We start from the raw sequence: 24,034 nt of genomic DNA, 5'->3' as shown, positions 1-24,034 counted from the left end.
GTGAGGTTCAGTTGGCGGCGAAAAGCCGAACCGGACGAAGAAACATCGGTGCAGGCGATCGTCGATCGCGTCCAAGCCGAATGGCGAGCCGAACGTCGACGCGAACGTGTCCGGGCCGCCGACGCGATGCACGCCGATGCCGGGAGGTGGCTGACCGGGTGGCCGCACGAGGCACCCGACCAGCCACTGACTGTGGCCGAGGCCCACTGGACTATGCAGCGGCACAGGGGGTGTCGCGCTGAGTGCCCGCATAAGCAAGCGGCTCGGCAAACTTTGGTAGACGCGCGTCTCATGAAGCCGGACGTGTTGTCGAAGTACCGATGACAGCTGTGGGGTTCAGTCCCGCCCGGGGACTACCAGCCCCGCTTCGTAGGCGAAGACGACGGCTTGGGCGCGGTCGCGGAGGCCGAGTTTGGCGAAGACCGAACTGATATGGGATTTCACCGTGTGTTCGCTGACGACGAGGGTGGCGGCGAGTTCGGCGTTGGAGAGGCCGCGGGCGAGGTTGCGGAGGATGTCGCGTTCGCGTTCGGTCAGTTCGTCGAGTTGGCGCATGAGATCGGGCCGGGGCTGACCGCGGTGGGCCAGGTCGGCGATGAGGCGACGGGTCACGGCCGGGGCGAGCAATGCCTCGCCAGCGGCGACCACGCGCACGGCCTCGACCAATTGTTCGCGGCGCACGTCCTTCAGCAGGAAGCCGCTGGCTCCGGCACGCAGCGCGTCGTAGACGTATTCGTCCGCATGGAACATGGTCAGTACCAACACCTTTGCGCTGGTCTGTGCGCAGATGCGAGCGGTCGCGGCAACACCGTCCATGCGTGGCATCCGCACGTCCATGAGCACGACATCGGGTGCCAATTCGAGCGCCGAAGCGACGGCCTCGACTCCGTCGGCTGCCTCGCCGACCACGGTGATATCGGGCTGGGTCTCCAGGATCAGCCGGAATCCGGCGCGGAACAGATCCTGGTCATCGACAACGAGCACGCGCATGCTCAATTCCCCTGCGCGATGGGAAGTTCGGCGGTGACCTCGAAGCCATCGGTCGAAGAGCTTTCGGCCGACCGACCGTGCGCCGAAGGCCCGTAACGAAGCCACCCACCGGCGGTGGTGACGCGCTCCCGCATGCCGATCAACCCGTGCCCGCCCGAGCCGGAGAATACCGAGCTGACCGTGGCTTTCGGACCGCCAGCGGGCGATGCCGACCGAAGCCCGTGCCCATCGTCGCACACTCGTACGATCAGTCGATCCTGCGACCATCGCAACGACACCCGCGCGGTAGCGGCCCCGGCATGCTTCATCGTATTGGTCAACGCCTCCTGCACCACCCGATACGCGGTGACCCCTACGTCACCGGAAACCGCACGGCGCGTACCGAATTCGTCGAATGAGGCGGCGAGCCCACCGCGCCGCGACAATTCGACCAGATCGGGTATCGCCTCGATGCCCGGTTGGTGCGGCGGATCGTCGGTGCCGCGCAACGCCCCGAGACTGCGCCGAAGCTGTTGCACCGCTGCGCGACCCGTATCGGCGATGCCCGCGAAGGTCGCATCGGCCCGATCCGGATCGGTGCGGGTCAGCAGCGGTCCGGTCTCGGCCTGGACGATCATCAGCCCGACCGAATGCGCGACGATATCGTGCATATCCCGCGCGATGCGCAGCCGTTCCCGGTCGACGGCCGCGACCCGCTCCTCCTCGAGTCGGCGCGCCCGCTCCTCCAACATCTCGATCCGCAGCCGCCGCGCCCGCACACCGGTGCCGAGTGCCCACGCGGTGACGAAGGACATGGCCGCATAGCCGTAGGAGTCCGGACTCTCGTTCGGGATGATCAGGGACAGTGGAATTCCGATGCTCACGGCGATCAACGCGATCCGCCGCGGCCACGGCGGACTGTAGGCGGCGATCGTATAGAAGCAGACGATGGTGCCGTAGGGCATTGCGGGCAGGGCATGCAAGCAGGCCAGTACGGTGATCGCGGGCCCGACCACGAGCAGTACCAGCATCGGCGCGCGCCGCCGCCACAGCACGGGCGCGGACGCCAACACACAGCAGGCGACCACCCACCACGACGCCCGCGTCACGATCGCGGGCCCCACGCTGGCCACCGTGACCGCGACCGCGAGCACGGTATCGACCGCACTCGACGGCAGCGCGCGCAGCCGTTCCGACGCCCGGGACACCACGCCGGTGGTCCGGGCGTGCACACTGCGAGAACTCATAGTGCACCCAGTGTCTCCCGCATGCGGACCCGCTCGCCTCCCGCGTCCGGATGACCCGACCGTCATCCTCGCGAGTGAGGTGGATTCACAGCGAGCGCGCGTCGATCATCCAGATCTGGATTCCGGACGGTCCGGCGTTCTCACCGATCCGGTCGACCAGCCGGATCAGATCGGCGACATCCTCATTCCTGGCCAGCAATTCGATGCGCAGACCGGCCTCGACATCGCTGACGAACTGCTGGCCCCGATAGCGTTCGACCCGGCTGCCCCGATCGTCGACGCGATAGACCTGGCAGACCACCATCCGCCGCACGCCGAACATGGCCAGCGCCTGTTTGATCTGATCGAAGACGGCCGCGGGCAGCACCAAGGTGATGAGCTTCGCGTCGACGCCGTCACCTGGACTCATCGGGTCATCGATGCCGTACCCGACACTGCCCTGTAGGTGGATGGTGGCATTCACGTGGTCGCCTTATTCCCGGGCGCCTCACCCGATGGTTTGTCCGGCGCACGCTTGGGCACGGCGGGCGCTGCGGGGAGCGTCCCCACATGGGCGGAGACCAGGGTCTCGTCCGGATAGGCCTCTTCCTCGTGGGCCGCGACATCACCGGTCTCCAATATATGGTCCGGCATGCGCAGACTCATGAACAACCCCAAGAATTTCAGGATCACGAAGGTGACGAAGGCATCCCACGCGATAACCGTCGCAGCCGCACCCGCCTGCCAGAGCAGCTGTTTCGGGTGATGCCCGTATAGCCAACCCGAAAACGCCACGTCCGCAACATCATTGCCATTGCCCAGATACACGATGATGTGCGGATCCGCGAGCACACCGACCAGCAGACCACCGGCCAAACCCGCGACACCGTGGGTGTGGAACACACCCAGCGTGTCATCGACCTTCCGGAACAATCTGGTCCGCCCCAATTTGTTCCAGGAAAGCCACACCAGTGTCGAGGCGACAACGCCGGTGATCATCGCGCCGAAGCTGTTGACATACCCGGCCGCCGGTGTGATGGCGACCAGTCCGGCGATCATGCCATTGATCGCGCCGAGGAAGTTGGGTTTACGCTGCGGGCCGGCAGTCATATCCCAGAGCACCCACACCAGTACGGCCACCGCGGTGCACAGGTTGGTGTTGAGGACGGCGAGCGAGGCGTTCGCACCGCCGAAATACATATCGCCGCCATTGAAACCGTTCCAGCCGAGCCACAGGATGCCCGCACCCGCCGCGGCCATCGGCAGATTGTTCGGCACGGCCCGTTCCCGGTCCCTGGCGAGGCGCGGGCCGATGACCGCCGCCGCCACGAAACCTGTTGTGCCAGCGGCCAAGTGGATGACGTAGCCACCGCTGTAGTCCAGCGCGCCCATCGAGGCCCACCAGCCGCCACCCCACAGCAGGAAGGCGTTCACCGTATAGGCGAAGGTCGTCCATAGCGGGACGAACAGCAGCCACACCTTGAAGTTGATCCGGCCGATGACGCTGCCGAGGAATAGCAGCGGGGTGATGGCGGCGAACGCGAAGTGGAAATACGCCAGGGTGGTCTCGGAGAAACGAAGCTTCGGCATCAAACCGTCGAGCAGCGGAATGACCGCCTGGTTCTGGCTATCGCTGCCGAGGATCGTGTGCGGAACGCCGACCGCGGCCCGCAGGATGCCCGGCCCGAGCTTCAGCGGTTCACCGAAGCCCATTTTGAAGCCCCACAGTACCCAGACCACCAGGACCGCGGAGAAGGCGGTAAAGGCCATCAGAATGGTATTGACGGCCCATTTCCGCTGAACGATACCGCCGTAGAGTATGGCGATACCCGGAATGCTCATCAGAGCGACGAGTGTTGCGGCGACCAACTGCCAGGTGTTGTCCCCGGAGTTGAGCCAGTCTGGGTAGGGTGACATGATTCTGCGCTACCTCATCTGCACGCAGGCAGGCGCGCACCGCTCCCGCCCAAGCGCTAAAGTGTCTGTGGCGTAAGGTGTCTCGCGTCACACTGCTCCACCTAGTGTCATCACACGAGGTTTCGCTCCGGTTACGCTCCGTTAAATCTGGATCTCACGACGGACGCGCCCCGGCGTGTTCGGCGCGAGCATGGTGGCAATGCCGGTCGTGACATCCTTCGCGAGTGCGGCGTTGACCGGCGCGTGATGGCCGAGCAGTCGGTACCACATCGCGCCGAAGGCGAAATCCACCACGAGATCCAGCGGGACCGCCTCGGTCAGTTCTCCCGCGTCGACACCCCGCTGGAGCAGTGCGCGCAGGGCCGCTCGGCGCGGGCCGATCACGGCCTCCTGAAGTCGATTCGACAGGTTACTATCGCGCTGCGCGTCCGCCATCAGGCCGACCAGCGCCTGGCCCGTCACCTTCCGCGCGAGTTCGAAGGTGGCCGTGAGCAGCAGCTCGAGCGCGCCGAGCACATCGGCGGTCTCGTCCGGAACCCGCAACTCCGCATGCTCATCGGCCAAGCCGATCAGCGCCTCGATCAGAATCGACGCCTTGTCCGGCCACCAGCGATAGACCGTCTGCCGGCCCACCCCGGCCCCGTCCGCGATGGCCTTGATGGTCAGGTCTTGGTAGCCGTCCCGCTCGCAGAGCTCCAACGCCGTATGCAGGATGGCGCGCCTGGCGTCCTCGCTGCGGGGTCGCCCCCGGGTTCCTGTCATGCACGTCACTTTACAAGACACGATGCCTCGAATATATTAACGAGGCACGGTGGTTCGAAAATCATCGTGGTTGAAACTTCAGGAGGATGTTGTGAGCAACAAAGTCGTCATCGTGGGCGGGACCTCTGGAATCGGCCTGGCGACCGCTCGCCGACTGGCCAAGAACCGCGCGCAAGTCGTCATCGCCGGACGCAACGAGGAACGACTCACCGCCGCGCTGGCGGAACTGGGCCCCGAGGTCACCGGCAAGGTGGTGGACGCACGGAACGAAAGTGAACTGGCCCAACTGTTTTCGGAGGTCGGCCCGGTCGACCATGTCGTGGTGACGGTCACCGGACCGTCCGGCACGACCCCGTTCCGCGAACTCCGCCTGGATCACCTGCAGACCCATGTCTCCGGCAAACTGCTGCCGCATATCGCCACGATTCAGGCGGCACTGCCGCAGCTGGCACCCGGCGCCTCCATCACGCTGGTCTCCGCGGCATCCGCGGGCGGTTCGATGCCGACCACCGCGGCACTGGCCGCCGTCAATGCGGGCGTCGAGGCCATCGTCCCGGTGCTCGCGGTCGAACTGGCGCCGGTACGGGTGAACGCCGTCTCACCGGGCGTGATCGATACCGAATGGTGGAACTTCCTGCCCGAAGACGCCCGCGCCGAGGTGTTCGCCGGAATCGCGGCGCAGACCCCGGTCGGCCGGATCGGCAGCGCCGACGATATCGCCCAGGCCATCGAATTCCTGGTCACCAATGGCTTCACCACCGGCATCGTGGTCCGCGTCGACGGCGGCGCGCGCTTGGGCTCGCCCCAGTGATCAATGGTCCTGGCGAACGCGTGAAGTGTGAAAACTATCCGATTCGTCGGAAATAAACCGCCCCACGGCTTTTCGTCACGACACCTACCCGCCCACCAGTACCCAGGGTGGCCCGCAGGTGTGCGGCGACGAAAAGCCGTGTGCGGTCGGTCAGTAAGCGATGAACAGGATCTGGTCGCGGGAGTATTCGTGTCCCGGGTGCTTCTCGGCCAGATGCGCCTGCGTCTTCGTGACCAGGTCGTCCTCGTCCGTCCCGACGATCTGTTCGCCACAGGGACAGTTCAGATTTCGCTTCATCAGCGGTCCTTCCTTCTCGCCCGCCAGTCTAGGCACGCCGTCGGTCTGCGCGACCGGACGGGGCGTCATCGCAGTCGGGTCTCCCTTCGACGGGTCGAGTTCGCACTACGCGCGGCACTCAGCCCGCAATCCTCGAACCGCGTCACTGCCCGTCGCGCTCCGCGCGCATCCGCTCAGACTGCTCGCGCACCTGGCGAACTCGGTCGGCGAGTTCCTCCAGCCGCTCGAGTTCTGGCCGCCTCCGGCGCTCCGCACGAAATCCCACCACCAACATCCCCACTATCCCTACCACGGACCGCTCGGTGGTTGGACATCATCGAGAACCGCGAAATCCCGTGCTGTGGAAGACCACTCGTGCAGGAAGTCCAGATATTCCTTGCTGAACTCGGTTGGAGCTCTGCGGTTATCCGGTGCGTCGAGAGCGGGCCAGAGCGAGCCCGCCGAGGACCGTGCTGATCAGCCCCATCACCAACGCAACGTAGGCGCCGCCCAGGCCGTTGCCGGTGCCGATGCCGCCCTTGGCGGTGGCTGCGACGAGCCCGCCGAGGGTCAGGCTGATCAGTCCCGCTGCCAGGGCCGTGATGGCGACTTTCGCTCGGTTGCCGATCCGGTCGGCGCGGGCCAGGGTCAGGCCGCCGATGATCGCGCCGACCAGCCCTATGAGGGCGGCTGTGCTGGCCCCAATTCGCCCGGCGCTCAGGGTATAAACGCTGGCGGCGGCCGGTTGGACGGACGCGTGCGCGACCGCCGGTGTGGCGAGCGACAAGCCTGCGAGGAGGGTGGCCGCGGCGGCGCGGCGGAAGGGGATGGACATTCGATGCTCCTTGTTATCGGTCCAGTGGACGTAGCCTGAGCCTGCCCGTCCGGCCTGCCTCCGGTCGTCGTGCGGACGTCGGCAATTCACGCTGCGCCTGATGCGGTGGTCGACTACCGCGGCCGTGGCAGGAGCAGCACAAGTACCGCGTATGTGGTAGGCGGCCTTTCGTCTGTCGGTACGAGTCGCCCACGCGCACATCGGGTTAGGGTGCTGTCATGAGTTGGGGTCGGACCGGCGTCGGAGATCGGGCGGTGGCCGTCGGCGCGATGGCGATCCTGCTCGTCGCCGCGCTGTCCGGGCAGCACTCACCCACCGATCTCGCCCCGCTGGGTTATGTGTTGTTGATAGTCGGCGGTCTGGCACTGGCCGCATACCGTTGGGCTCCGGTCACTGTGCTGGCCGTGACCGGGTTGTGCGCACTCGGTTATCAAGCAATCGGTTTCGATGTCCCCGCTGTCGCGTATCTGTTCGCGGTGTACGGCGCAGTGCGGGCGGGACACCGGATAGCAGCGGTGGCGGGTTCGGTCATTATGGTGGCGACGCTTCCGCTCGCAATCCTTGCCGCTCACCAGGATCGGCCGGTCGGCGAGGCGTTCGGACAGGGGCGGGATGCTCTCCAAATCGCCTGGCTGATCGCGGCGGGCGCGGCGGGTGAAGCGCTGCGGCAGGCCGAGCGCCGGGCCGATGAGGCCGAGCGCACCCGCGAGGAGACCGCGCGACGTCGCGCCGACGAGGAGCGGCTGCACATCGCACGCGAGCTGCATGATTCGCTCACGCACCAGATTTCGGTCATCAAGGTCCAGTCCGAAGCGGCTGTGCATGTGGCGCACAAGCGGGGCGAAGAGGTGCCGGAGTCGCTGCTGGCGATCCGGGATGCCGGTCGCGAGGCCGCGCGGGAACTACGGACCACATTGGAGGCGCTGCGTGACGACGGGAAGAGCCAGCGGCAAGGGCTCGCTGACGTCCCGGGCCTGGTGGAACGCGCCCGCGCAACAGGTTTGGACGCGACGCTGACGATCGACGGACATTGCCAGGATCTGCCGACAGCGCTGGACCGCACCGTCTTCCGCATCGTTCAGGAGTCGCTGACCAATATTGCCCGCCATGCCGCCGCAGCGACGGCATCGGTTCGGATCGACTACCGGCCCGACACTCTGGTCATACAGGTCGATGACGATGGCAAGGCCACTGCGGATACTCCGCCGTTGCCGGGTGTCGGGCTGCTCGGGATGCGTGAACGAGTCACCGCTCTCGGCGGTCACCTGCGGGCGGCTCCGCGCAGCCAGGGCGGCTTCTCCGTACACGCCGAACTTCCCATGGATAGAGCATGATTCGTGTCCTGCTGGTCGATGACCAACCCCTCATTCGCAGCGGATTCCGCGCACTCCTCGACCTCGAGGACGACATCGTGGTCGTTGCCGAGGCCGCCGACGGCAGCGAAGGCGTGGCGCTGGTCGGCAAGCACCTGCCCGATATCGTGCTCATCGATATTCAAATGCCGATCGTCGACGGTATCGAGGCGACCCGGCGGATTGCCGCGGATCCGGATCTGGCCGGAGTACACGTCGTCATCCTGACCAACTATGGCCTGGACGAATATGTCTTCCACGCGCTGCGCGCCGGTGCGGCCGGATTTCTCGTCAAGGACATCCAGCCGGAAGACTTCCTCCATTCGATACGTGTCGCCGCACGCGGCGATGCCCTACTCGCACCGTCGATCACGCGTCGGCTGATCAACCGGTATGTGGCCCAACCGCTCGACACCGGCACCCGCACGCGGCTGAATGAACTGACCAACCGCGAACGCGAGGCGGTAGTCCTGGTCGCGCACGGGCTGTCCAATGACGAGATCGCCGAGCGTTTGGTCATCAGCCCACTGACCGCGAAGACGCATATCAACCGGGCCATGACCAAGCTGCACGCCCGCGACCGAGCCCAACTCGTCGTTCTCGCTTACGAATCCGGCCTGGTGGTACCGCGTAACTCCTGATCTCCCGGCATAGCGCGGCATGACCATTCGCATCCGGGTATCTATCTATTCGGAATCGTCGACCGACTGCTTCAACCAGCCCTGGCTGGTGATGGCGTAGAAAATTCCCACGAGCAAGTACAGGATCATGGCTACTACGGGCCAGACGAGACCGATCGCTATGCAGACGGCGTAGATGAGGATGCCCGGGTATGCGCGGGAGGCTTCGCGGCGGGCGAAGGCGGCGTCGAAGCCGGGTTCGAAGAGTTCGGGGCGGTGGACGAGGCGCCACCACATGGGCGCCCAGGGGATGGTCATGATGACACCGGCAATGCCGTAGATGACGGCGGCCACGGCGGCGTCGCGTTGTTCGCCGTGCACTACATATTCGGCGAGAAGTCCGGTGGGGAACGGCAATATGGAGACGCCGAGCAGCAGCATCAGGTTCCACCAACGGATTACGTGGTCGAGGTGGCGCAGGCGGCCGAAGAACGAGTGATGGTTCAACCAGATGATGCCGATGGTCAGGAATGACGCCAGGTAGGCCACGTAGGACGGCCAGATATGGCCGAGCGCTTCGGGCAGGTGGCCCGGCTCGTGCTCGGGTACCCGAATCTCCAGGATCAGCAAGGTGATTGCGATGGCCATCACTCCATCGCTGAACGCCTCCACCCGGGCGGTACCCGATAGCTGCGCGTTCGGGATCTGCCCGTCGTCGACCATGAGTGCAGGGTAACGCCCCGGGCGCTACCCGTGCTCGACTATCGCTGTAGGCGTAGCGCCGTCATGGATCAGGCGCTACGCGTTCTCAGTTCCCTTGCTCCAGCTGCGGATACGCCCCGGGCGCACTGCCGTCGGAACGGCTGAACACGGGACGGAAATCCGCGCCGACGGTCTCGGCCTGTACCGACGTTTCCGTCGACAGGGCGTCGTGACTGAACAGCCCGGGCGATCGCCCATCTTCCGTACTCATCTCACGAGCCTCCCTCTGATCGGCGAACAATGGCGCATCCTGGCTTGTTGCTCAGCAGTGCGCCCGAGTCAACGGTACCGTCACAATGGCGTGACGTACGCGCCGGAGATGCCGCCGTCCACCAGGAACTGCGATGCGGTGATGAACGAGGAGTCGTCGCTGGCCAGAAATGCCACGGCGGCGGCGATTTCCTCCGGCTCGGCGAAGCGGCCGACCGGGATGTGCACCAGGCGGCGCGCGGCGCGTTCGGGATCCTTGGCGAACAATTCCTGCAGCAGCGGCGTGTTCACCGGTCCGGGGCACAGCGCATTGACCCGAATTCCGTTGCGGGCGAACTGCACTCCGAGCTCCCGGCTCATCGATAGCACGCCACCTTTGGAAGCGGTGTAGGAGATCTGCGAGGTCGCGGCCCCCATGACGGCGACGAAGGACGCGGTATTGATCACCGAGCCTTTCCCACGCTCGAGCATGTGCTCGATGGCGTACTTGCTGCACAGATACACCGAGGTCAGATTGACCTCCTGCACCCGCCGCCAGGCCTCGATGCCGGTGGTGAGAATCGAATCGTCTTCCGGCGGTGAGATTCCCGCGTTATTGAAGGCGATATCGAGTCCGCCATAGGTGTCGACGGCGGCCTGGAACAGGTCCCGCACCTGGGCCTCGTCGGTGACGTCGACCTTCACGAACAGCCCGCCCACCTCGGTGGCCGCGGCCTGTCCTGCGGCGGTATCGATATCGGCGACGACTACCTTGGCACCCTCGGCGGCGAACCGGCGCACGGTGGCGAGGCCGATACCGCTCCCGCCACCGGTGACCACCGCGACTCGATCCTGTAAGCGCTGCAACACATCTCCTTAATTAGGTGGCGATGAAGACGTTCTTGGTCTCGGTAAAGGCCAGTGCCGCATCGGGTCCCAGTTCGCGCCCGAGCCCGGACTGTTTGAATCCGCCGAACGGCGTCCAATACCGCACCGAGGAATGCGAATTCACCGACAGGTTCCCGGCTTCGACGCCGCGCGACACCCGCAGTGCACGGCCCACGTCATTGGTCCAGATGGAGCCGGACAGGCCGTATTCGGTGTCATTGGCGATACGGATCGCATCGGCCTCGTCCTCGAACGCGACCACCGCGACCACCGGACCGAAGACCTCCTCGGTGAGCAGTCGATCCGAGGGCGCATCGGGCAGCACAACCGTCGGCGGATACCAGAATCCGGGCCCATCGGGTTGGGTTCCGGTGAACGCGACTTTGGTCGACGGCTCGATGAACGAGGCGACCCTGGCACGGTGCGACGCCGAGATCAACGGCCCCATTTCGGTGGCCTCGTCCGCCGGATCGCCGACCCGCACCCCACGCACCGCCGGTTCCAGCAATTCTAGGAATCGGTCGAAGACACTGCGCTGCACCAGGATTCGCGACCGCGCACAGCAGTCCTGTCCGGCATTGTCGAAGACACCATAGGGCGCGGTCGCCGCCGCCCGCTCCAGATCGGCATCGGCGAATACGATATTCGCGCTCTTACCGCCCAGTTCGAGCGTCACCCGCTTCACCTGCCGTGCACATCCGGCCATGATCTCCTTGCCCACCTCGGTGGACCCGGTGAACACCACCTTGCGCACGGCGGGATGGGTGACGAACCGCTGCCCGACCACCGACCCCCTACCGGGCAGAACCTGGAAAACGCCTTCCGGCACACCGGCTTCCAGCGCGAGTTCGCCCAGTCGGATCGCGGTGAGCGGGGTCAGTTCGGCGGGCTTGAGCACGACCGTATTCCCCGCGGCCAGCGCGGGACCGAAGCCCCATGCCGCGATCGGCATCGGGAAGTTCCACGGCACGATCACCCCGACCACGCCGAGCGGTTCGTGGAAGGTGATGTCTACCCCGCCCGCGACCGGAATCTGGTTGCCCAGTAGGCGTTCCGGGATTCCGGCGGCGAAATGCAGCACATCGCGGACATTGCCCGCCTCCCAGCGCGCATTTCCAATGGTGTGCCCGGCGTTGGCGACCTCCAGCTGCGCCAGCTGCTCGAGATTCGCATCGACGGCCTCGGCGAATCGGCGCAGCAACCGGGCCCGATCACCCGGCGCGACCTCGCGCCAACCGACCGCGGCCCGCTGCGCGCGCTCGATGGCCGCATCGGTCTCGTCCGCACCGACGAGTTCGAGCGTGCTGACGACCTGCTCGGTCGCCGGGTTGACCACCTGCGTTGTCGTCACGAATTCCGCTCCCTTCGATAGGTTGCCGCTGCCTCGACCAGTGCCCGCATCAGGCGGATATCGGTGCCGTCCGCCTCCGGATGCCACTGCACACCCACCAGGAACGAACCGTCCGTCGTCTCCGCCGCCTCGATGGTGCCGTCCGGCGCGTGCGCGGTCGCGACCAGGCCCTCGGCCAGGATGGCGACGGCCTGGTGATGATGACAGCTCGCTTGCACATCCGGTCCGGCAATGGCGGCGACCCGGCTGCCCGACACGGTCGACACCTTCGTCGTGTGGAAGCCGTCGGGCGTACCGGAATGGTCGTCGTTGCCGAGCAGATCCGGCAGGTGCTGTATCAGGGTGCCGCCGAATGCGACATTCACCAATTGCAGACCGCGGCAGATCGCGAGGATCGGCAGACCCGCGGCACGCGCCAGCGCGAACAAACCGAATTCGGATTCATCACGATCGGCTTTGAGCGGGCCGAGCGCGGCATCGGGTGGCGCACCATAGCGCGCCGGATCGATATCGGCGCCGCCGGTCAGCACCAATCCATCGAGCCGTTCCACCAGCTCCGGGCGTGCCACTCCGGCGGGTGGCAGCAGTACCGGAATACCACCCGCGCGCTCGACCATCCGCACATAGCTGTGCGCGAGCACCGCGCTCTCCACATTCCAGGTGCCGAACCGAGCCTGCTCCACGTAGGTCGGCAGGCCGATGACCGGACGGATCTCCTCAGAGCCGTTCGAAACCACGGATTCGCTCCCAATCGGTGACCGCGGCATCGAAGGCGTCCAGCTCGACCTGTGCCGCATTCCGATAATGGTCCACCACATCGTCGCCGAACGCTGTTCGTGCCACCTTGCTCTCGCCGAACAATTGCGCCGCTTCCCGCAGGGTACGCGGCACCCGCGGACGCTGGGACAGGTAGGCGTTGCCATGGAACTCCGGCTCGAGCGGAAGCCCGTGCTCGATCCCGTGCAGTCCGGCCGCGATGGTGGCGGCCACCGCCAGGTACGGATTCACATCACCGCCCGGAATCCGGTTCTCCATCCGCAGCGACTGCCCCTCGCCGACCACCCGCAGCGCACAGGTCCGGTTATCGCGTCCCCAGGCCAATGCGGTGGGCGCGAAACTGCCGGGGACGAAGCGCTTATAGGAGTTGATATTCGGCGCGAGCAGATAGGTGAACTCGCGCAGGCAATCAAGCTGTCCCGCGAGGAAATGCCGCATGAGCGCGGAGGTTCCGTGCGGACCGTCACCGGCGAAGACCGCCGCCCCCGAATCGGCGCGCAGACTCAAATGGATGTGACACGAATTGCCTTCGCGCTCATTGTATTTCGCCATGAAACTGAGACTGTGCCCGTCCTGGGCGGCGATCTCCTTGGCGCCGTTCTTATAGATGCTGTGGTTGTCACAGGTCACCAGCGCCTCGTCATAGCGGAACGCGATTTCGTGCTGCCCGGGATTGCATTCCCCCTTGGCGGACTCGACATACATGCCCGCACCGGCCATTTCATTGCGAATGCGGCGCAGCAGGGGTTCTATGCGGGCAGTTCCCAACATCGAATAGTCGACGTTGTACTGGTTCGCGGGCCGCAGGTCGCGATAGCCGGAATTCCACGCATCCTCGTAGCTGTCGTCGAAGACCAGGAACTCGAGTTCGGTGCCGACATAGGCCCGCAGCCCGCGCTCGGCCAGCCGCTCCAACTGTGCGCGCAATATCTGCCGTGGCGACACCGTGACCGGCTTGTTCGCCGGTTCCACCTGCTCGACATCACACAGCACGAGCGCGGTACCTGGCTGCCACGGCACCAGCCGCAAGGTACTCAGATCCGGGCGCAAGACGAAGTCGCCGTATCCGGTGTCCCATGACGAGATCGCATAGCCGTCGACCGTCGCCATATCAACATCGACGGCGAGCAGATAGTTGCACGCCTCGGTTGCGTGGTCGACCACTTCGTCCAGGAAAAACCTTGCCGCACAACGCTTTCCCTGCAATCGCCCCTGCATATCGGTCATCGCGACCAGCACCGTGTCGATCTCCCCCGCCTCGACGAGCCCGCGCAACTGCACCAGCTCCAGCATCCCCGTACGCATTATGGACCCCTCTCGGCAGCAACCGTGCCAACGCTAGAGCAAAACGGACGACTGTGTGCTGGGACACACAAAACCCGATGGTCGGTTGGTATTGAATGGGGTGGTGGCGGACGTGCCGTGTGGTCACCGACCCCAACGGCTGGGCCCGCCAGATCGACCGTCGGTCATGAGTCCAGTTCATTCGAACTGGCTCACGACAGCAGCGCGGCACCGTCTCTAGGGTCGGTGGATGGATCCGAAACTCGCCGATGACCTCGCCGACCTGCCCGCACTGCTCGACGAGACGCGTCACACGGCGGCACAGGTGTTGACTGGGCTGAACGACCGGCCGGTGGCACGGCCCAACGATGGCAGCGGCACGGGCAGCGCGATTCCAGAGGTCGGGGTCGGACTACGGGGCGCACTGCGGGAGTTCCAGCAGCGGTGGGAGCCGCGGCTCTCGGGTAGCGCGGGGCCGCGTTATCTCGGATTCGTCACCGGCGGAACAACTCCCGCGTCGATCGCGGGTGACTGGCTGACCAGTGTGTTCGACCAGAACAGCTTCACCACCGTCGATTCGGGAGCGTCGGCGCTCGAACAGGAGACCGTGGGTTGGCTGGGTCAGCTGTTCGGGCTGACCGAGCACACGGGGGCCTTCGTCTCCGGTGCCACCATGTCGAATTTCGTCGGATTGGCAACAGCCCGTGAGTGGTTGGGCGAGCGCATGGGGATTTCGGTGGCGCAGGCCGGTGTCGGCGCGCTCGGGCCGGTATACGTTTTGTCCGGTGCACCACATGCGAGCATCTACAAGGGACTCGCCATGCTCGGCATCGGTCGCGACCAATTACGGCTGATACCAACGCAATCGGGACGCGAGGCGGTTGATATCGAGCGGCTCACCGCCGCGTTGGACGCACTCGACGGCCATCCGTCGATCGTGGTAGCCAATGCGGGCACCGTGAATACGGTGGATTTCGACGATCTTCGAGCGATCGCGGAGTTGAAACAGCGTTACCCCTTCTGGCTACACGTCGACGGGGCCTTCGGCGCCTACGCCGCACTCGCACCCGAATACGCGCACTTGGTCGACGGACTGGCGGCAGCCGATTCGGTCTGCGTCGACCTGCACAAATGGTTGAATGTGCCCTACGACGCGGCAGTGCAATTCACCCGACGCCGCGATCTACAGGTCCAAGTCTTCCAGAACACCGCTGCCTATCTCGGAATGCCCACCGGCACTCCGGATTTCGTACATCTGGTCCCGGAAAGTTCGCGCCGACTGCGAGCGCTGACAGCCTGGTTCACCCTGACCGCCTACGGCAGAGCAGGCCATCGAGACATCGTCCAACGCAACGTCGCCGCGGCCCATCACCTCGGCGAACGCCTCACCGCCAGCGGTCTCCTACACCTCCTCGCACCAGTCCGCCTCAATGTCGTCTGCTTCACCCTCGCCGACCGCCCCACCACCGAACGCGTGCAAGCACTCACCCGAGCCATCACGGAAAGCGGCGAAACCTTTCTCACCCCAACCATTTACGACGGAATACCCGCATTACGCGCCGCCTTCAGCAACTGGCGCACCACCGACACCGACCTGGACCGCATCTGTGACGCGATCATCGCCGCCTGCATCGGCCTCGACAAAGGAGACGATTAGATGACGTGCCGAGTCTGCGGGCGGAATACTTCCGCCCAATACTCATGAACGTATTGAGCTGGCAGCGCCAATCGCCCGTACCGGCGGGGACGACGTCGAATTGACCACGGCCCTCGGCGAACTCGGCCGGGCACCGCGCGCCGTCTGCGATCACGACCGATCCCGCGCGCTGCCGCGCGCATTGCCGAAGCCTGCGGCGCCGAGGTGCTGCTGCGCGATCTGCTCGACGGCAAACCGCAAATGGCAACGCAACGGCCCCAACCCATGCCCGCACTCGCCCCGATCCGGGGTGGGCTCGCAACCTCGAGCCCCGCCGAGCGCCGCGTCGCGGAGCTGGTCGCCCGCGGCAAGGCCAATCGCCAGATCGCCGCCAAACTCGCCATCACGACCAGCACCGTCGAACAACACCTCACCCGTGTCTACCGAAAACTCCGTGTCGCCCGACGCGGCGAGCTGTCCTTCGTCCTCCTGACCTGCCGCATCGGATCGACCAATAACATCGTTTCAGCCACTGGCTAGCATTCCTATTGCCAGCATCTAGGCCAGCACATATGAGGATCTAGGCGCGGTTCACCGATTGATTAGCAATCTGCGAGCTACATTCATTTCGCTCATCCGAGTTCTGGACATACGCTGGACGAAGGGAGTGAGTGGGTCGTCATGGCAACCAACCAAGGATCGCCGACCAATGGCGAAGCATTGGTCGAACTGGATGTCTTCCCGCCGGAACAACACCGCCGCTGGACGGTACTGCTGCGGCTGCTGTTGGCCGTACCGCAGCTGATCGCGTTGTGGGCGCTGAGCATTGCCGCATTCGTGGTGGTGGTCTGCGGCTGGTTCGGCGCATTGGCGCTCGGCCGCTTGCCGGACTGGTGCGGTGAGTTCCTGCGCGGGTATTTCGGCTACACCGTGCGGGTGTACGGCTACCTGATGCTGCTGGTCGACGACTATCCGCCCTTCGCATGGACCGCACCGGATTATCCGGTCCGCCTGCTCTTCCCGGCGCCGACGCCGTTGAACCGAGCGGCGGTGTTGTTCCGGATCATCCTCGCCGTGCCGATTCTGGTGCTGTCGAACTGGTTCAGCACCGGCTGGGTCATCGTCTCGTTCTTTCTGTGGCTGATCATGCTGATCACCGGGCGGATGCCGGCCGCGGTCTTCGAGGCCACCTCGGCGGTGCTGCGCATCGAAATGCGGGTGTCGACCTATGTGTATCTGCTGACGCCCGCCTATCTGAAGGGCATATTCGGCGATAAGGCCGCGGCTCCGGCTGCCATACCCCCCGGTGCGCCACTGACCGAACCGACACCTCCGATGACCCAACCGGCACCGCCATCCCGAACCCGCCCGCTACTGGTCTCCAGCGGTGGCCGCACCTTGCTGATCGTCATGCTCATCCTCGGCATCTTCGGCAGCGGCTTCCAGACCAGGACGAACTGGGGCAACGAGGACAATGACACCGATTCGATCTCCAGCTCACAGCTCGCCGCCCAGGTCGCCATCGACTTCATCGACTACATCGGGCATGCGCCCAAGCACGTGAGCTGCCCCAATGCCGTGGACGCCGAGATCGGCGCGACCGAGGTCTGCGCGATCACCGATGACGGCGACCAGTACCGGGCCCGGGTCACCGTCGACGCGATCACCGACGGGGCCGCGCACTTCCGCACCGATATCGAGCAGCTGCACTGAAAAGCTGAGCCTGCCCGGGCCCGGCGCTTGCCCTCGTGCATGGCCTGGACCCGGGCCACCGGAATGAATGTGGCGCTCGGCCGCAGCCAGCCGGGCCGGACTCGCGGCGAGTCTGTGATCACGTAGTAACCACGGCCGGCCGCCGGGGACCTGGTCCGGCTCGTCGGCGATACGAAGGCTCGAATACAGGCCGCCCGATCCGGCTACCAGGCAACCCGCGTCGCGTACCCGGCGCAAAGCCACGGCCGACACCACCCCGGTCAGCACCCACGATGCGACGTCCGATCGACAACGACCCGTCGCGGGTGCGCTGGTCGGCGGTCAGCCCGATTTGGTCAACCAGGTGTCGAGCTTCTGATCGTAGTCAGAGACAGCGCGCAGGCTCCGCCCCGTTGTCCGGGTCAGCCACCCGAGCTCGAGGAATCGGTCGGTGAGCGCCGCGGGCAGTGCCCCGGCCAGATGGGGTCGCCGCTGCGTCCAGTCCACGCAGATCCGCGCGAACACCCGCCGAGTGCTGTTCAATGCCCGCAGATCGATTCCCAACGTGCCGACCAGCCGCCGCCCGACCGGCGTGAGCTGGTGGTCTCGGTCATCGACCAATCGCAGGGCGTCGGCGGCCACCAAACGGTCGCGTAGCTCGACTCCACGCCGACCGGCGAGATGGTCGTAGCAGGTTCTGGCCTCGGTGAGAGTCCTGGCAGCACGATCGGTGCGCAGCGAACGTACCGGTGTCGCCGGGGCCAACTGTGCCAGGGCTTCGATTACGGCGGCGACCTGCGGTCCGGCCAGCTCATGGTAACGATGCCTGCCCTGCGTGCGCACCACCACCAGGCCCCCCTCGACCAACCGTCGCAGATGAGCGGTCGCAGTCGCCGGCTGCACTCCGGCGCGGCGAGCAAGCTCACCCGCCGGCAGTGCATGCCCCTCGGCCAGCGCGGCGAGAATGGCGACTCGGGTCTGATCGCCGATCAGTGCTGCCACCGGCGCGAGATCGCGATCGAGCATCCGCTGTTCGTCCGGTTCACTCGTCACGCCGCCACCGTGCCACAACCACGATTAGTTCCCGACCAAAATGTTGCTGACCTACCGTCGCACCGTCACAATCACCACCACAGAAGGGGTCGGATGACCATGACCGAGTCGACGACGACCGACGAGCAGATCGAGCACATCTTCACCGCCTGGGATGAGGCGCTGGGCGCCAAGGACCTCGATGCCGCAGTGGCGCTTTATCAGCCTGACGCGACGCTGGAAAGTCCGTTGGTCCGCCATCTTCTGGGCACCGAGGAGGGGGTGGTTCGCGGCCGAGACAACCTGCGGCAATTCGTGGACAAGGTGTTCGCTCACCAACCCGCTGAACGACGCCGGTACCGCGTCGGCTTCCTGACCGACGGAGGCCGACTCACCTGGGAGTACCCCCGCGAGTCCCCGGACGGTGACCAAATGGACATCGTTGAGGTGATGGAGATCCAGGACGGACTCATCGCCCACCACCGCGTCTATTGGGGCTGGATGAGCGTCGGAATGCTCACCAACGGAAAGCATTCGAAGTAGCCCGCGGGAGCGCTGCCAATCCCGCCAGCGCGAGCAGTGCAGCTCCACCGCCGATGAGAGTTGCGCCGGAGGTGGTTACGCCGCCGCGGCGGCCGAGCACCACTGCAACGACGTCCGCGAGCACACCGAGTCCAGCCGGCGGGCGGCGCCGTCGGCGTCGCGACCGGGATTCCGAGGAAACACGGGGCTAATCGCGGATTGGCGAAGGCGGAGAGGCCGACGGCGGCGCACGACCGTCAACGCCACCAGGCCCGGATCGCAGAACGAATCACGCTGCTGGACAACGCCGGTGGGAAATCATGGATCTGATGCTTGCGCGGCGATTGAACACATGTTTAACATATTGAACATGCGTTTAACGGAGCAGCCGTACCGGAAGGATCCGCCCGCGGATCTGAGCACTCGGGCCCGTATCCGGGATGCCGCGATCGTCGTATTCGGCGAGGAGGGGTTCGGGGTCGGTGTTCGAGCGATCGCGAAGGCGGCGGGTGTGTCACCCGGGTTGGTCAATCATCACTTCGGGTCCAAGGATGGACTTCGAGCGGCGTGCGACGAGCATGTTCGCTCGCTCATCCGGACAGCGAAGACGGAGTACGTGCAGGATCCTTCGCCGAATGCGACGCTGCGAGCGCTCACGGAGATCGAGGAGTACGCGCCGCTCATGGCCTACCTGATGCGGACCTTTCAGGCGGGCGGTGCCCTGCTGGTGACGTGGTTCGAGCAGATGGCGACCGACGTCGAGGCGTATCTGGCGGTCGGCATCGAGGCTGGGACCCTGCGCTCACCAACGGATCTCAAGGCTACTGCCCGCTATCTGGCGACCCAGAACGGCGGTGGGTTCTTCTTCTTCCTGCAACTGTACGAGGCCAGGCACGACGGGGAGCTCGATTATCGAAAGGCGCTACGCGAGTACGCCGAACAGATGATGCTGCCAGCGATCGAGATGAGCACGCACGGTCTGTTCACCGATTCGACGGTGCTCGATGCCCTGCTCGCCGAACGGTGATCCAAATTCTCATAGGCAAATATTGATCCTCAGTCTCTCAAGGAGATTCGATGTCATCGGCAATTGTCGTCCGCAACCTGCGCAAGCATTTCGGACAGGTACACGCTCTCGACGGTCTCGACCTCGAGGTCGTCGAGGGGGAAGTGCACGGCTTCCTTGGTCCTAACGGGGCGGGCAAGTCGACCACCATCCGTATTCTGCTGGGTATCCTGGCCCGCACCTCGGGCGAGGTGCATGTGCTCGGCCGTGATCCATGGGCCGACGCGGTTGGTCTGCACAGCGAGATCGCTTATGTTCCAGGTGATGTCACGCTGTGGCCGTCGCTGTCCGGCGGTGAGACGATTGATCTGCTGGCCCGCATGCGCGGCGGCCTGGATTCCGATCGTCGCGCGGAGTTGATCGAGCGGTTCGAGCTGGATCCGCGAAAGAAGGCCCGCACCTATTCCAAGGGCAACCGGCAGAAGGTCGCCCTGGTGTCGGCGTTTTCCTCGAATGCGAGTCTGCTGATGCTCGACGAGCCCACCTCGGGGCTGGATCCGTTGATGGAACAGGTTTTCGGGGAATGTGTCCAGGAGGCCACTGATCGCGGGGTGACGGTGCTGCTGTCCAGCCATATCCTGTCCGAAGTCGAGGCGCTGTGTGACCGCGTCACCATCATCCGCGCCGGCGCGACGGTGGAGAGCGGCACGCTCGCGTCGATGCGGCATCTGAGCCGCACCTCGATCACGGCCGAAATGATCGGTGATCCGGGCGATCTCGGCCGGATCCCGGGAGTCGAGGACATCAGCGTCGACGACCACAGGCTGCACTGCCAGGTCGACAGCGAACATCTGGGTGAGTTGATCCGAGTCCTCGGTGATGCCGGTGTACGCAGCCTGGTCAGCCAGCCGCCGACGCTGGAAGAGCTTTTCCTGCGCCACTATTCGCTCGACGGGCACGGCGCTGGCAGTAATGATTCGGGCCGCCACTACGTGGAGGCATCGAAATGACAACCGCGACTGTCGCGCGCCCGCACTACGAATTTGCCGAATCCGCCCGCGGCGCCTCAAATTTCACCGGAACCCTGCAACTGCTGCGGCTGTATCTGCGCCGCGACCGCATCGTGCTGCCGCTGTGGGTGCTGCTGCTGTCGGCCCCACTGGGCAGCGTCTACGTCAAGAGTATCGAGAAGCTGATCAACACCCCGGCCGATCTGGCCGACTTCGCGAACTCGATCCTGTCCAGCCCGGCGCAGTTGGCCATGTACGGGCCGATCTATAACACCACGCTCGGTGCGGCCGGAGTGTGGAAGGCCGGGCCATTTCACGCGCTCATCGCGATCGCCACGATTCTCACCGTTATCCGCCACACTCGCGCCGAGGAGGAGACCGGACGAGGGGAACTGCTCGCCTCGACCCAGGTCGGGCGGTTCGCGAGCCTTACTGCCACACTGACGGTCGCGTGTGGGGGTGCGCTTGCCGCCGGGCTGATCGGTGCTGCCAGCATCAAGGGCGCCGGGGTACCCGGCAGTGGTGCCCTCGCGTTCGGGCTCGCCGAGGCCGCCTCCGGCATCGTGTTCGCCACCGTCGCTGCGGTGGCCGCGCAGCTCAGCGCCGGTGCCAGGACCGCGCGCGGAATCGCCTTCGCCGTACTGGCGGGAACGTATACGCTGCGCGCGATCGGTGACGCCCGCGCCGGTGACGGCCCCACAAACGTGCTCACCTGGCTGTCACCGCAGGGCTGGTCGCTGCAAGTGCGGCCGTTCGCCGGCGATCACTGGTGGATTCTGCTGCTGCACGCGGCGACCACGGCAGTGCTGATCGTCGCGGCCTATCTTCTGTTGTCGCGGCGCGATCTCGGGGCGGGGCTGATCGCCGAGCGGTCCGGTGCACCCGCGGCGGGTCCCGCGCTGGCTGGACCGCTCGGGCTGGCCTGGCGGATGCAGCGTGGCACGCTGGTGGCTTGGTGCGTAGGGCTGAGTTTGTACGCGCTGATGTTCGGCAGCGTGATCAATGGCATCGGAGACGAGCTGGGTTCCAATCAGACCATGCGCGACATCATCGCCCGAATGGGCGGCTCGCAGGTGCTCGAGGATTCGATGGTCACCATGGCGTACACCATGCTCGGCCTCGCGGCGGCCGCGTACTCGATTTCGGCTGCGCTGCGCTTGTATTCGGAAGAAACCGCCGATCGCGCCGAGGCCGTGCTCACCGGCGCGATCGGCCGGATCCGCTGGGCCGCTTCACATCTGGTATTCGCGCTCGTGGGACCGATAGTGCTGCTGTTGGTTTCGGGTTGCGTCGGTGGCCTCGCCTACGGCTTGGCGGCCCACGATGTCGGCGGCAAGCTCCCGCGAGTGCTCGGGGCGGCGATGGTGCAACTTCCGGCTATCTGGCTGTTCACCGCAGCGACCGTGCTGCTGTTCGGGCTGCTGCCCCGGTGGACACCGGTGGCGTGGGGCGTGTTCACCGGCGGGCTCGCCCTGTTCCTGCTCGGATCCATCTCCGGTATGCCGCAATGGGTACTGGACCTCGACCCATACAGCCACCTGCCGAAGCTGCCCGCGGCACCATTCACCGCCACCCCGGTGGTGATCCTCGTGGCGATCGCGGCAGCGGCTATCACGGTGGGGCTTGTCGGCTTCCGTCGCCGCGACCTGCGCTGAGTTGTATCCCCGGGTGTGCCCTTGGAGGTTGGTCTCCAGGGGCACACTCCATTGGAGACAAATGCCATCCCGATCGGATGATCAGCGATCTGGTCATATGCGATGGAAGTTTGCGGAGGCCGCAGCACGGTAGGCGGCTTCGCCCTCGATCAGCACAAGGCGCACTTGGCGGATCGAGCAGCTGCACTGAAATGCTAAGTCTGCCTGCGCGCCCGGGCCCGGCGCTTGCCCTCGTGCATGGCCTGGACCCGGGCCACCGGAATGGTGTGGCCCTCGGCGATGAGATCGGCGGGCAAGGCCTGTGGCGCGGGCATCTCCCGTGTCCACGGGTCGCGCTCGCCCAGGAGTTTCGGTGCGGTTCGCACGGTGAAATCGCCCGGGCTGATCTCGGCGAGCTGGGCCCATTCGACGGGGAACGATACCGGTACCCCGGGACGTACGCGCGGGCTGTAGGCGGCGACAACGGTCGCCCCGCCGGCGCGCGTCGAATCCAGGAAGACCTTGCCCGCGCGGTCCTCGCGGATGAATGCGGTGGTAGCCAGGGCCGGGTCGATGCGTTCGGCCCTGGCCGCGATCGCCCGGGTGGCGGCGGCGACATCCTCGATCGGGATGCCGGATTCGATCGGTACGAAGACATGCACACCCTTGGCGCCGCTGGTTTTCACCGCGCCCGCGAGTCCGTCGTTCGCCAGCGCCTGCCTGATCAGTTCGGCGGCCAGCACGACCTGCTGGAACGGTCCACCCTCTGGCGGATCGAGATCGAGGATGAGATGCGTCGGCCCTTGGGCGTGATCGGCGAGCAGTAGCGTCGGGTGATATTCGACCGCGCGCTGATTGCCGAACCACAGCAGCGTGCGCACGTCATCGCAGAGTGCGTAGGTCACTTCACGTTTGGAGGTCTCGGCCCACACCGTCACCCGCCGCACCCAGTCCGGGGTGTACTTCGGCAGGTTCTTCTGCATGAACGGTTCCTGCCCCGGCCGGATGCGCACCACCGAGAGTGGGCGGTCCCGCAGCTGCCGAACCAGCCGATCACCGGCGAATTCGAGATAGTCGATCAGATCGCGCTTCGTCGCCTGCGCACCGTCGAACAGCGGTGCGTCGAGATTGGTCAGCTCGACACCCGCACGGACCTCTGCCGCACGTCCACTCGCCACCCGGCCACCACCCCTCATCGAATCGCTGTGCGATGCGGCACTCATCGGCCAACCATGCCCCGCAGCCCGGTGCACGGTCAACCATCGGAGTCCGAGCTGTCCATAGCCTGTAGCGCGGCGCGAAAGTTCGGATGGGCTCGGACGGGGACGAACCGTTCGTCGTCGATCGAACGGAACGTGACCGGTGTCGTTGCCCTCGCCCACAGCCACACCGCTACTGCCAGCCCGATCGGAACACGGTCGACCGTGCCCCGCGGCCGAATCCTTTACGACGCACCCGAAGTGATCATCCCGTTCTGCGTGCC

General features: G+C 65.6%; 25 protein-coding genes. 10 read left to right on the top strand and 15 right to left on the bottom strand.

Annotated features, from left to right (window positions below; all coding sequences use genetic code 11):
- Positions 1 to 336: 336 nt before the first annotated feature.
- The 5 genes from ABZ293_RS37750 to ABZ293_RS37730 form a co-directional block, all read right to left on the bottom strand.
- A complete protein-coding gene (locus tag ABZ293_RS37750; RefSeq protein WP_355188788.1) occupies positions 337 to 996 on the bottom strand; it encodes a response regulator transcription factor in 660 nt (219 codons plus the stop codon).
- Positions 993 to 2,216 (bottom strand): histidine kinase, encoded by a 1,224-nt coding sequence (locus ABZ293_RS37745; protein ID WP_355188786.1) that lies wholly within the window; start codon positions 2,214 to 2,216, stop codon positions 993 to 995. The genes ABZ293_RS37750 and ABZ293_RS37745 overlap by 4 nt, the downstream gene beginning before the upstream one ends.
- Positions 2,217 to 2,301: 85 nt before the next feature.
- Positions 2,302 to 2,679, bottom strand: coding sequence for a P-II family nitrogen regulator (locus tag ABZ293_RS37740; protein WP_354955684.1), 378 nt, complete (start codon positions 2,677 to 2,679; stop codon positions 2,302 to 2,304).
- Complete coding sequence (locus ABZ293_RS37735; RefSeq protein WP_355188784.1) at positions 2,676 to 4,112, bottom strand: ammonium transporter; 1,437 nt, start codon at positions 4,110 to 4,112, stop codon at positions 2,676 to 2,678. Before ABZ293_RS37735 ends, ABZ293_RS37740 begins: the two co-directional genes overlap by 4 nt.
- Positions 4,113 to 4,253: 141 nt before the next feature.
- A complete protein-coding gene (locus ABZ293_RS37730) occupies positions 4,254 to 4,874 on the bottom strand; it encodes a TetR/AcrR family transcriptional regulator (protein WP_355188782.1) in 621 nt (206 codons plus the stop codon).
- A gap of 91 nt (positions 4,875 to 4,965) precedes the next feature.
- Here ABZ293_RS37730 and ABZ293_RS37725 point away from each other — a divergent pair, with 91 nt between their 5' ends.
- On the top strand, positions 4,966 to 5,685 hold the full coding sequence (locus tag ABZ293_RS37725) for an SDR family oxidoreductase (RefSeq protein ID WP_355188780.1): 720 nt from the start codon (positions 4,966 to 4,968) through the stop codon (positions 5,683 to 5,685).
- A gap of 150 nt (positions 5,686 to 5,835) precedes the next feature.
- Here ABZ293_RS37725 and ABZ293_RS37720 read toward each other — a convergent pair whose 3' ends face one another.
- A complete protein-coding gene (locus ABZ293_RS37720; protein WP_355188840.1) occupies positions 5,836 to 5,982 on the bottom strand; it encodes a DUF1059 domain-containing protein in 147 nt (48 codons plus the stop codon).
- A gap of 403 nt (positions 5,983 to 6,385) precedes the next feature.
- Positions 6,386 to 6,796, bottom strand: a complete 411-nt coding sequence (locus tag ABZ293_RS37715; RefSeq protein ID WP_355188778.1) for a DUF6223 family protein — start codon at positions 6,794 to 6,796, stop codon at positions 6,386 to 6,388.
- Positions 6,797 to 7,014: 218 nt separating this feature from the next.
- On the opposite strand from ABZ293_RS37715, the gene ABZ293_RS37710 reads away from it, so the two are divergent.
- Both ABZ293_RS37710 and ABZ293_RS37705 read left to right on the top strand, forming a co-directional pair.
- Positions 7,015 to 8,130, top strand: coding sequence for a histidine kinase (locus tag ABZ293_RS37710; protein ID WP_355188776.1), 1,116 nt, complete (start codon positions 7,015 to 7,017; stop codon positions 8,128 to 8,130).
- Positions 8,127 to 8,789: a response regulator transcription factor gene (locus ABZ293_RS37705; protein ID WP_355188774.1), complete on the top strand. Its 663-nt coding sequence runs from the start codon at positions 8,127 to 8,129 to the stop codon at positions 8,787 to 8,789. Before ABZ293_RS37710 ends, ABZ293_RS37705 begins: the two co-directional genes overlap by 4 nt.
- A gap of 45 nt (positions 8,790 to 8,834) precedes the next feature.
- Here ABZ293_RS37705 and ABZ293_RS37700 read toward each other — a convergent pair whose 3' ends face one another.
- The 6 genes from ABZ293_RS37700 to ABZ293_RS37675 all read right to left on the bottom strand — a co-directional run bounded on the left by ABZ293_RS37700 (position 8,835) and on the right by ABZ293_RS37675 (position 14,040).
- Positions 8,835 to 9,491 (bottom strand): TMEM175 family protein, encoded by a 657-nt coding sequence (locus ABZ293_RS37700; protein ID WP_355188772.1) that lies wholly within the window; start codon positions 9,489 to 9,491, stop codon positions 8,835 to 8,837.
- An 85-nt stretch (positions 9,492 to 9,576) separates the two neighbouring features.
- Positions 9,577 to 9,741 (bottom strand): hypothetical protein, encoded by a 165-nt coding sequence (locus ABZ293_RS37695; RefSeq protein ID WP_355188770.1) that lies wholly within the window; start codon positions 9,739 to 9,741, stop codon positions 9,577 to 9,579.
- 80 nt (positions 9,742 to 9,821) lie between these two features.
- On the bottom strand, positions 9,822 to 10,589 hold the full coding sequence (locus ABZ293_RS37690; RefSeq protein ID WP_355188768.1) for a 3-oxoacyl-ACP reductase: 768 nt from the start codon (positions 10,587 to 10,589) through the stop codon (positions 9,822 to 9,824).
- A gap of 10 nt (positions 10,590 to 10,599) precedes the next feature.
- On the bottom strand, positions 10,600 to 11,958 hold the full coding sequence (locus ABZ293_RS37685; protein WP_355188766.1) for an aldehyde dehydrogenase family protein: 1,359 nt from the start codon (positions 11,956 to 11,958) through the stop codon (positions 10,600 to 10,602).
- Positions 11,955 to 12,695 (bottom strand): gamma-glutamyl-gamma-aminobutyrate hydrolase family protein, encoded by a 741-nt coding sequence (locus ABZ293_RS37680; RefSeq protein ID WP_355188764.1) that lies wholly within the window; start codon positions 12,693 to 12,695, stop codon positions 11,955 to 11,957. The genes ABZ293_RS37685 and ABZ293_RS37680 overlap by 4 nt, the downstream gene beginning before the upstream one ends.
- Positions 12,676 to 14,040 carry a glutamine synthetase family protein gene (locus ABZ293_RS37675; RefSeq protein WP_355188763.1) on the bottom strand — a complete coding sequence of 455 codons (1,365 nt, stop codon included), beginning with the start codon at positions 14,038 to 14,040 and terminating at the stop codon, positions 12,676 to 12,678. The genes ABZ293_RS37680 and ABZ293_RS37675 overlap by 20 nt, the downstream gene beginning before the upstream one ends.
- 229 nt (positions 14,041 to 14,269) lie before the next feature.
- Here ABZ293_RS37675 and ABZ293_RS37670 point away from each other — a divergent pair, with 229 nt between their 5' ends.
- From ABZ293_RS37670 to ABZ293_RS37660, 3 genes are all read left to right on the top strand, one after another.
- Positions 14,270 to 15,676, top strand: coding sequence for a pyridoxal-dependent decarboxylase (locus ABZ293_RS37670; RefSeq protein ID WP_355188761.1), 1,407 nt, complete (start codon positions 14,270 to 14,272; stop codon positions 15,674 to 15,676).
- 204 nt (positions 15,677 to 15,880) lie between these two features.
- Positions 15,881 to 16,195, top strand: a complete 315-nt coding sequence (locus tag ABZ293_RS37665) for a helix-turn-helix transcriptional regulator (protein WP_355188759.1) — start codon at positions 15,881 to 15,883, stop codon at positions 16,193 to 16,195.
- Positions 16,196 to 16,336: 141 nt separating this feature from the next.
- Positions 16,337 to 17,368, top strand: coding sequence for a DUF4389 domain-containing protein (locus ABZ293_RS37660; protein ID WP_355188757.1), 1,032 nt, complete (start codon positions 16,337 to 16,339; stop codon positions 17,366 to 17,368).
- 321 nt (positions 17,369 to 17,689) lie between these two features.
- On the opposite strand, the gene ABZ293_RS37655 is transcribed toward ABZ293_RS37660, so the two are convergent.
- Positions 17,690 to 18,400 carry a winged helix-turn-helix domain-containing protein gene (locus ABZ293_RS37655; RefSeq protein WP_355188755.1) on the bottom strand — a complete coding sequence of 237 codons (711 nt, stop codon included), beginning with the start codon at positions 18,398 to 18,400 and terminating at the stop codon, positions 17,690 to 17,692.
- Between the two features lie 93 nt (positions 18,401 to 18,493).
- Here ABZ293_RS37655 and ABZ293_RS37650 point away from each other — a divergent pair, with 93 nt between their 5' ends.
- The 4 genes from ABZ293_RS37650 (at position 18,494) to ABZ293_RS37635 (ending at position 22,572) form a co-directional block, all read left to right on the top strand.
- On the top strand, positions 18,494 to 18,922 hold the full coding sequence (locus ABZ293_RS37650) for a nuclear transport factor 2 family protein (RefSeq protein ID WP_355188753.1): 429 nt from the start codon (positions 18,494 to 18,496) through the stop codon (positions 18,920 to 18,922).
- A 349-nt stretch (positions 18,923 to 19,271) separates the two neighbouring features.
- Positions 19,272 to 19,928 (top strand): TetR family transcriptional regulator, encoded by a 657-nt coding sequence (locus ABZ293_RS37645; RefSeq protein ID WP_355188751.1) that lies wholly within the window; start codon positions 19,272 to 19,274, stop codon positions 19,926 to 19,928.
- A 50-nt stretch (positions 19,929 to 19,978) separates the two neighbouring features.
- Positions 19,979 to 20,917: an ABC transporter ATP-binding protein gene (locus ABZ293_RS37640; protein ID WP_355188749.1), complete on the top strand. Its 939-nt coding sequence runs from the start codon at positions 19,979 to 19,981 to the stop codon at positions 20,915 to 20,917.
- Positions 20,914 to 22,572 carry an ABC transporter permease gene (locus tag ABZ293_RS37635; RefSeq protein WP_355188747.1) on the top strand — a complete coding sequence of 553 codons (1,659 nt, stop codon included), beginning with the start codon at positions 20,914 to 20,916 and terminating at the stop codon, positions 22,570 to 22,572. The genes ABZ293_RS37640 and ABZ293_RS37635 overlap by 4 nt, the downstream gene beginning before the upstream one ends.
- A 194-nt stretch (positions 22,573 to 22,766) precedes the next feature.
- Here the strand turns inward: ABZ293_RS37635 and ABZ293_RS37630 are convergent, their stop codons facing one another.
- Entirely contained in the window at positions 22,767 to 23,747 is a 981-nt protein-coding gene (locus ABZ293_RS37630; RefSeq protein ID WP_355188838.1) for an ATP-dependent DNA ligase, read from the bottom strand.
- Between the last annotated feature and the right edge of the window lie 287 nt (positions 23,748 to 24,034).

Origin of the sequence: Nocardia sp. NPDC005998 (assembly GCF_040614395.1) — a bacterium.
Taxonomy (GTDB): domain Bacteria; phylum Actinomycetota; class Actinomycetes; order Mycobacteriales; family Mycobacteriaceae; genus Nocardia.
The sequence above is the reverse complement of the archived record's forward strand: the minus strand, read 5'-3'. Positions and strand labels throughout refer to the sequence as shown.